8 protein-coding genes are annotated in these 7979 nt (G+C 57.4%); 5 read left to right on the top strand and 3 right to left on the bottom strand.

Features of this window, described 5'->3' with window-relative positions; translation table 11 throughout:
• Positions 1–107: 107 nt before the first annotated feature.
• Positions 108–506 (bottom strand): hypothetical protein, encoded by a 399-nt coding sequence (locus tag KP705_RS21435; RefSeq protein ID WP_374195570.1) that lies wholly within the window; start codon positions 504–506, stop codon positions 108–110.
• 557 nt (positions 507–1063) lie between these two features.
• Between KP705_RS21435 and KP705_RS13800 the strand changes: the two genes are divergently transcribed.
• Positions 1064–1471: a VOC family protein gene (locus tag KP705_RS13800; RefSeq protein WP_016738681.1), complete on the top strand. Its 408-nt coding sequence runs from the start codon at positions 1064–1066 to the stop codon at positions 1469–1471.
• An 83-nt stretch (positions 1472–1554) separates the two neighbouring features.
• Here KP705_RS13800 and KP705_RS13795 read toward each other — a convergent pair whose 3' ends face one another.
• Positions 1555–1929: a VOC family protein gene (locus KP705_RS13795; protein ID WP_215764664.1), complete on the bottom strand. Its 375-nt coding sequence runs from the start codon at positions 1927–1929 to the stop codon at positions 1555–1557.
• A gap of 238 nt (positions 1930–2167) precedes the next feature.
• Positions 2168–2971: a helix-turn-helix domain-containing protein gene (locus KP705_RS13790; protein WP_016738679.1), complete on the bottom strand. Its 804-nt coding sequence runs from the start codon at positions 2969–2971 to the stop codon at positions 2168–2170.
• 25 nt (positions 2972–2996) lie between these two features.
• Here KP705_RS13790 and KP705_RS13785 point away from each other — a divergent pair, with 25 nt between their 5' ends.
• The 4 genes from KP705_RS13785 to KP705_RS13770 are packed head-to-tail and all read left to right on the top strand — an operon-like array spanning position 2997 to position 7616.
• Positions 2997–5120, top strand: a complete 2124-nt coding sequence (locus tag KP705_RS13785; RefSeq protein ID WP_249211443.1) for an FUSC family protein — start codon at positions 2997–2999, stop codon at positions 5118–5120.
• Positions 5117–5332 (top strand): DUF1656 domain-containing protein, encoded by a 216-nt coding sequence (locus KP705_RS13780; protein ID WP_015075069.1) that lies wholly within the window; start codon positions 5117–5119, stop codon positions 5330–5332. The genes KP705_RS13785 and KP705_RS13780 overlap by 4 nt, the downstream gene beginning before the upstream one ends.
• Positions 5329–6225, top strand: coding sequence for an HlyD family secretion protein (locus KP705_RS13775; protein ID WP_015075070.1), 897 nt, complete (start codon positions 5329–5331; stop codon positions 6223–6225). Before KP705_RS13780 ends, KP705_RS13775 begins: the two co-directional genes overlap by 4 nt.
• Positions 6222–7616 (top strand): efflux transporter outer membrane subunit, encoded by a 1395-nt coding sequence (locus KP705_RS13770; RefSeq protein ID WP_235271851.1) that lies wholly within the window; start codon positions 6222–6224, stop codon positions 7614–7616. Before KP705_RS13775 ends, KP705_RS13770 begins: the two co-directional genes overlap by 4 nt.
• Positions 7617–7979: the final 363 nt, after the last annotated feature.

Below are 7979 nucleotides of genomic sequence, written 5' to 3'. Positions count from 1 at the left end.
GAACGCGAGCGCATAGTCATCCAGCGGGAGAGCAGTCCCCGATCTGCTCAAAACGCAGATCAAAAGCTCCCCCAAAAACCGTCAATCAAATCGCCAAAAGCCTGAAATCACGAGCCAGGCGCATCAACCAACGGTTCTTCGATCCCTCCCGGTGATCCGGGATCGATTTCACCGATTATTAAAATCCGGCTGTTAAGACGGCGGACCGCGCTTAACCAGAGGCCACTGCTCCCCAGAGTTGTCTCACACCGGGTGGGCGACGTAGCTTTTGTTTTCCGGGCTGACTGGGTGGACGCGGGTAGCCGTGCAGACGGCGCGGTAAAACCCATATGCGACGCGGGGAACAGCTGAGCCAGCTGGTACAGAACTGACCAGTATAGTTCGAAATTGTTCGGTGCCATCTCGGCCTTCCGTCGCATTTCGGCGCGCAGCTTTGGCCAGTCCATGCCCGAGAAATGCGGATCGTAGTAATGTGCGTCGATCAGAGACGCAGCGGCATCAAAAATCGCGAGATTGCGCGCAGGCCCTTTCAGGTGTTGGAAAATTTCTGCTTGTCGTGCTGCCTCTTGATTACGGGGCTCAACAACAGCGAAGAAGTAAATCAGCAGCCCCAGGAAAACAAAAAAAGACCAGCGCCACGATGGCGAGTAAGACGCGCAAGAGCCAGCGCAAGATCGGGTGCTTCATCATAATACCGTATCAGAAACACTCTTTTTTACGGAAGAGGCCCTGGGAGTAAGTCCGGACCTCGAACGGTTAACGGCGGCTTACGCCTACATGTCGGTCATTTCTGTTGTCCAATCGGCGTCTACAAAACGGACATAACTGAAGATGGTGCTTGACCGCTGCTGCTGGTGTCAGCAAAGTCGTTTTTGCCTAAAAAGACAGCGATGCAGGTATGGTGATAACCTGTGGTCTCTCTGGAGAGACAGTCACGCTTGAGCGAATAAACCCGCTCTTGGCCATGGCCGGACACGACGAGGATAGGCCTCGCCCGTGGTCGGTCGTTGCTGTCCAGATTGCGATCGGCTCGTGTCCGTCTCACCAACGGAAAGACACAGTCATGAAGCTAAACCATATTAACCTCTACAGCCATGATACTGAGGCTGATCGCGTGATGTTCGAACAGTATTTTGGCCTGCGCACTCTCGTTGTACGTGGGATCAAAATGGCCATCATGCAGGATAATGATGGGCTGGTTCTGATCGTCAATCATTTCGATAACAAGCTCGAAGGCTTTGATTATCCCAGGCAATTCGACATCCTGCACATTGGTTTCATCCAGAAGTCTCGCCAGGACGTCGATGCTCTCTATGAGCGCCTAAGCGCCGATGGCTGGGAGGTGCAGGCTCCACGCAACGCACATGGCGCGTGGTCCTTCTACTTGCGAACGAAGGGTGGTTATTTCATCGAAGTGACGACATTAACGCCGGTTCGCCACGAAGAAGCGTATCAGAAAAACTCACAATAATGCCCACCATGAGCGGCTGAGTAATTGGCCGAGCTTCATCAACGATACGGATCATACGCCCCTTAACCCTAACGGTCAGTGAATTAGGTGGTGGTCTGGGTACGAGCCGTAAGCTTGTTTCCATCTGGATCGCGAAGGTAAGCAACGAATGCTCCGTTTGGGCGCTCAATGGGCGGGCTTTCTATGCTGGTTCCGCCATGGGCGATACCGGCGTCATGCCACGCAACAACATGGCTGGGACTGGCGGCAGCAATGCCAATGGTCCCGCCATTGGCAGCCGTCGCGGGCTCTCCGTTTATCGGCGTTGTGATCATCAACCGTCCCCCATTGTGGCTGTAGATGAGACGTCCTCTGGAATCCGTTTCGCCAGGGCCGCCCCCTAAGGCGGCAAATGTTGCGTCATAGAAAGCTCTCGCCCGTTCGAGGTCATTGCTACCAATCATCACGTGGGTGAACATGATTCTACTCCTGAACTGAGAACAACAGAATATCCGATATCAGTCCGCCAAAGCATCCTTAATAGATGGATGTGTCATTTCTGGGTAACGGGATCGAGGAACTATCAATGGGATTTCTTTAGGCCTGTTTTTTGACTTAAAAGACAAGCCTTTATGGTTTTGGTTGGTAAGTGCAGTCTTTGCTTGGGCAAATCCAAAATATGACTGGCAACCTGATCAAAATTCAGTTCTCCTGCGATCAGGAAAAGTGCTCGCGACCGTTTGCACTAGGCAAATACCGAGAGGGCGTACTGCCAACAGCCTTTCGAAACATCGTAATAAACGCATTGACGGACTCATAACCGAGTATGGCCGCGACCCGCTGCACGCTCGTGCCACTCGCCAGTTCACGGAGCGCGACGACAAGATGAAGCTGTTGTCGCCACCGACCAAATGTCAACCCGGTTTCCTGAACCATCAGTCTGGCCAGAGATCGTTCGCTCATCGCAACACGTTGCGCCCAGTCGGCCACTGTACTGCGATCTGATGGCGTGGCTGTCAGGGCATCAGCAATGGCACGAATTTTGGTATGCTCTGATACGGGCAGGTTAAGACCCTGTCGTGGCATGTCGGCCAATTCGTCGAGCATTACGCGCGCCAGTCGGGCGGCATGACTATCTGGAAGATAATCTTTCGGCTCAGCAGCCAGACGATCAATCATCGTTCGGATCATCGGCGTGATCTCCAGCGCACAGCAATAATCGGGGAGGCTACTCGCACCACTTTCAACGAAGAGATAATCGACCCGGGCGTTCGCAGTCGCCCGGGCACTATGCGGCACCCCGCCCGGAATCCAGATCCCACAGTTCGGGGGAACGATCCATACGTTTTGAGCGGCGATGCAGGTAACGGCGCCATAAGATGCCAGAATCAGCTGTCCTTTTCGATGGATGTGCGTCGGCACTTCGGATGCATGATCAGCAAAATCGAGCCTGTGGGCGATTGCGGTTGCATCCGAAGTGTCCGGGTCCACGGAAGCGATAGCTGAGGAGCGGTACGACATCGGATTGGCAGCTTTCAGTGATTGATTGTCTGGATACCTAATTTACCCAGTTGTTGCAACTTATTATCAACAAGGCATGACATTCAGGCCCTTCTGGCAGGACGGGTGGATCAGACCCGCGTTGATTCTGCCGCAACTCATCGCCCTGCTTCGTAACCCAACCCTCAGGGCGGACGGTGAAGCACTGCTCTTTTCCGCCAAGAGTTTCGCTGCCGCGATGCTGGCTTATTTCATAGCTCTTCGCATTGGATTGCCGCGCCCTGCCTGGGCGATCGTCACCGTTTATCTCGTGTCGCAACCCACGGGGGGCGCCTCGCTCAGTCGTGGTCTCTACCGTCTGATGGGCACTCTGGCCGGGGCGCTCGCGACCGTCACAATCGTTCCGACCTTCGCCAACGAGCCAGTGGTGTGCAGTGCGGTGCTCGCAGGATGGATCGGTCTCGGTCTGTTTCTGTCGCTACTCGACCGCACGCCGCGCTCTTATGCCTTCGTGCTGTCCGGATACACCACCAGCCTGATCGGCTTTCCTGCAGTTGCGGCGCCTGGCGCAGTCTTCGACACCGCCATCGTGCGCGTACAGGAGATCGCACTGGGCATTCTGTGTGCTGTGGTGATCCATCGCTATGTGGTCCCCCGGCCGATGACCGGCCAGTTTCAGGCCAAGCTGACAGCAACGCTGCATGATGCCCGAAAACTGGCCTGCGACGTATTGAACAATATCTCGGAAAGCTCATGCCGCGATGATCGCTACCGAATGGCTCTGGACCTGCTCGCGCTCAGGGGACTGGCGACACACCTTCCTTATGATCCGATTACAGCACGTCTAAGCCGCTTAACGTTGCGCGCTTTACATGATCGTCTGGCTCACCTGTTGTTGCTCCTTGCCGATGTTGAGGAACGGATTTCCCTCATTCATGCGCCTGGAATGCCTGAGGAGCTAGCGCAGCTTTTATACAGAGTTCGCAGATGGATCAGTCTGGACACGCCGAATGATCGCGGAACAGAAGCGCACAGATTGTTCCAGAATGCCCGTTCGCTCGACCATGCCGATGACGCCACCTTGATCGATGGCCTTGTCGCCAACATAGCCCGTCATCTCGCCGAGCTCGTCGGTCTCCTTCATGATATCGAACGGCTCGGCGCCGAAGCCAGCGCAGCAGAGTGTGCAACAGAGTCATTTCAGGGCGCTGAGAAAACGACGGGCTATATCTTCCATCGCGATCCGATGATGGCGGCGCGGGCAGGTCTGGGTGCCGCTTTGGGAATCCTCCTCGGTTGCTTTTTTTGGATTTGGTCTGCGTGGCCCGATGGAGGGCTGGCCGTATCGGTATTGGGTGTCACGTGTGCCCTGTTCGGCAATGTGGACGCACCGGTGCCGTATGTCCGAAAATACATGCTTGGCTCGGTCTATGGTATCGCGATCAGCCTGATCTACAGCTTTATCGTCCTGCCGCGTGTCTTCGAGTTCTGGGTGTTGATCGCGGTCCTCGCACCGGCGCTTCTATTCGGAGGATCGTTGCAGGCTCGGCCGTCGACCACCTTCATGGCGCTTGGCATCACGCTGACTGTCCCGATCCTCGTCGGGTTGGGTCCTGTTTATGGCGGAGACTTCGCTGAGGCCATCAATAGTAGCATCGCGCTGTTGATGGGGGTCGGGTTCGCAGCGGCAACTATGACGTTGTTCCAGACCGTCTCCCCAGATACCGCGATCAACCGGTTGCTGCGGCTCGGCCGCCGAGACGCGGCCTATCGCGTCCGAAGCAGGGTTTCCGCCGAAGCCGTCTGGACCAATCTGACAATCGATCGCATCGCCCTGCTGCGACCCCGTCTAAGTCTTTCGGCGCGGCCGACAACGGAGACGATCGACATAATCGTGCGTGACCTTCGCATCGGTCACGCAGTGAGCCGTCTTCGCGAGCAATTCGACCAGTTGGAAAGTGAGCCCCTCAGTGCCATCCAGATGCTGCTGCTCGATCTCGCGCACCATTTCGACAGAGGTTCACCATCGGTCGACGAACTGAATACGCAGGTTGAAGAGCTGATCGCGCGCATTGTCGTCGAAACGGGCACGCACCGTCACCTGCTTGATCCACTCATCGACCTGCGTTTCGCGCTTTCTTCCGTCCCAAACAGCGAGGCCAGAGCATGATTCCGGACCTCTGCATCAGTGGCGTCTTTGTTCCCGGCTTGTTGGGAGGCGCCTTCATCGCCTTGGTAACCACCGTTGCGTTGCTACGTCTGCTCACCGTCCTCGGCGCGTGGAGAGTGTTTTCTATCCGGCCGCTCGTCGAACTTGCCGTCTTCACCATTCTGTTCAGCCTGCTCGCGCAGGGTCTCTCCACCATCGGATCCCTCCCATGAAATTCCTGCTCACCTTTCTGGGGCGCCATGCCTTGACGCTTGGGCTCGTCGTCATCGCCGCTGCCGTCGCGCTTCATCTGTGGGAACGCAATCAGCACACGCCCTGGACCCGTGATGGCCACGTACGGACTGACGTCGTACGGGTTTCGACCGATATTGGCGGTCTCATCACTCAGGTTCTGGTCCATGACAATCAGGTGGTGCGCCCTGGACAACTCCTGATCGTCCTTGATCGACCGCGTCGGGCCGCGGCGCTCGGACGTGCAGAAGCCGCCATAACGGAAGCAAGGGCGCAACTCGATCTGGCGCGCAAGGAGGAACGACGCGACTTGGCCTTACGCGATCTCGTCGCGACGGAGGCTCACGAGCAGAACATCGCAAAGGTCAGGACGGCGGAGGCAGCGCTGACGCGCGCACTCGCTGACCGCGACGTGGCCCAGATTGACATGCAGCGCACTGAAATCCGTGCAACAGTCGGGGGCACCGTCACCAATCTCGACCTTCATCCTGGTGATTATCTGGCCGTTGGCGTCCAAGCCATGGCACTGGTGGACGCCGAGACATTGCGCGTGGAAGGGTATTTCGAAGAAACCAAACTGCGCAGTGTCTCCATCGGCGATCGCGCGCGCATCCATCTGATGGGAGACGATGCCGATATCGTCGGTCATGTCGAGAGTATTGCCGCCGCAATCGCCGACGACCAGCGCGACAACACCGGAAATCTTCTGCCCAAAGTCGTACCAACATTCTCATGGGTGCGGCTCGCTCAACGCATTCCTGTCCGTCTGCACATAGACCGCGTACCAGCGGGCACGAAGCTGATCGCAGGACGAACAGCGACGGTGGAAATCCTGCCCTCTACACCCTTGAGCGTGGTTGGGAGGCACCTGTGAGATCTGTTTTTGCCCTATGTATGGCGCTTCTGATGACGGGCTGCGTTGCTGGGCCGGATTATCGCGTTCCCGACGAGGCCATTGCCAATCGCCCTGGAGTGACGCAAGCGCTCCTTGGCGGCAGGAACAATGGCGTGGTCCCGGCGCCGCTGCCACCGCATTGGTGGCGTCTCTATAAGGATGCCCGGCTCGATGCCTTCGTCGCCGAGGCACTGACTGCAAACACTGATCTTCGCACCGCAGAGGCCAATCTCGGGAGAGCTGACGCGCTTGTACACGAAGCAAAGGCAGCACGCACCGTAACTACGGATCTCAGTGGGCAAACTACTGGCTCGCGGATCGGAGGTCCGACCCGGTTTCTGCCAGCGCCTTTCAGCTACGCGTTGGGTATGAACGTCAGTTATCCTCTCGATCTGGCGGGCGGCATCCGTCGCGCAATCGAAGAGGCTCACGATCAGTCAGAGACGGCGCAGGCAGCACGCGACCAGGTGCGTGTGATCGTAGTTGCCACTGTCACGCGTAATTATGCTCGCGTTTGTGCTGATGGCGTAGCGCTGGCCGCCGCGAGACACGTTGTTGCAGTGCAACGCGCGACACTTGATGTCGCGTTGCGTATGGCCAGCGAGGGACGCGGCACGCGCTTTGATAGTGAACGCGCGCGAACGGCAACATTCGCCAGCGAAGCAGCCATTCCAGACATCCTCGCTGATCAGAAAACAGCGTTATTCGCATTGACCGCCGTCATGGGGCGCATTCCATCGGACTATCCGCGCGATCTGGAGGCATGCACTACTATTCCGTCGCTTGCCCTGCCGCTGCCGGTTGGCGACGGAGCCGCGCTATTGAGGCGTCGCCCCGACATCAGAAAGGCAGAACGCCTTTTCGCCGCAGCGACGGCCGGCATCGGCGTCGCCGAAGCCGATCTCTATCCCCAGGTCAGCCTTGGCGGCTCGGTGGGGAGCACCACGTCGATCACTCACGCCCTGACGTTGTCGTCGTTCGGTTTGAGCGTCGGTCCACTGGTCTCATGGTCCTTTCCTAACCGGGTCTTGGCCCGCGCCCGTATCATGCAGGCTGGCGCAGAATCCCGTGCTGCGCTCGGTGCGTTCGACGGAACGGTTCTGCTCGCATTGAAACAGACTGAGACCGCCCTGTCGGCCTATAGGCGAACGCGTGAGCGCCTCGAAGACCTGGACCGGGCTGCGACCTCCGCTGGCAAGGCAAGCAGCGATGCCGAGACGCTGCAACGCTTCGGCCGCACGCCATTTCTCGACGTCCTTAACGCGCAAGCAAATTACGCCGACGCGCAGGCACACCTGTCATCCGCTCGGATCGAACTTGTTGATCGGCAGATTGATCTGTTTCAGGCGCTCGGCGGTGGTTGGGAGTGATAGTGGTCTGTCTGGACATTATGTGCTGCGTTGAGAGCTCCCGTTGAGGACAATTGATGTCTTCTCCTGAGCATTCCTGCGCTGGAAGCGGACATTCCGTTCACCCCCCAAGTCAGCCGCGAGCCTCAGAATGGTTACAGACCTGCGTAAGTTGAAACGGCAATCGCGAAGAGGGCCAGAGACGATCAGGCTGTCTTTCTGGAAGCAGACGTTGTTCTTGGATGAGCGCCCCTGGAACACGCCTCGAAAAGGCCTTTTCGGGTCTTTCTTGGGCCCCACCCCCTATGTCCGATAAAGTAAATTAACGGACATAAGGGTGGGGAGGGGTCTATTTTTTGGAAAATTTGTACAGACCTGCCAGCT

The sequence above is a fragment of the Gluconobacter sp. P1D12_c genome, assembly GCF_018812105.1.
GTDB lineage: Bacteria > Pseudomonadota > Alphaproteobacteria > Acetobacterales > Acetobacteraceae > Gluconobacter > Gluconobacter oxydans_A.
Note: the sequence above shows the minus strand (reverse complement) of the source record. Positions and strands in the feature narration are given on the sequence as shown.

Coding starts and splice junctions, on each gene's coding strand:
- KP705_RS13800 (WP_016738681.1), top strand. CDS start 1,064: ATGAAGCTAAACCATATTAACCTCTACAGCCATGATACTGAGGCTGAT.
- KP705_RS13795 (WP_215764664.1), bottom strand. CDS start 1,929: ATGTTCACCCACGTGATGATTGGTAGCAATGACCTCGAACGGGCGAGA.
- KP705_RS13790 (WP_016738679.1), bottom strand. CDS start 2,971: ATGTCGTACCGCTCCTCAGCTATCGCTTCCGTGGACCCGGACACTTCG.
- KP705_RS13780 (WP_015075069.1), top strand. CDS start 5,117: ATGATTCCGGACCTCTGCATCAGTGGCGTCTTTGTTCCCGGCTTGTTG.
- KP705_RS13775 (WP_015075070.1), top strand. CDS start 5,329: ATGAAATTCCTGCTCACCTTTCTGGGGCGCCATGCCTTGACGCTTGGG.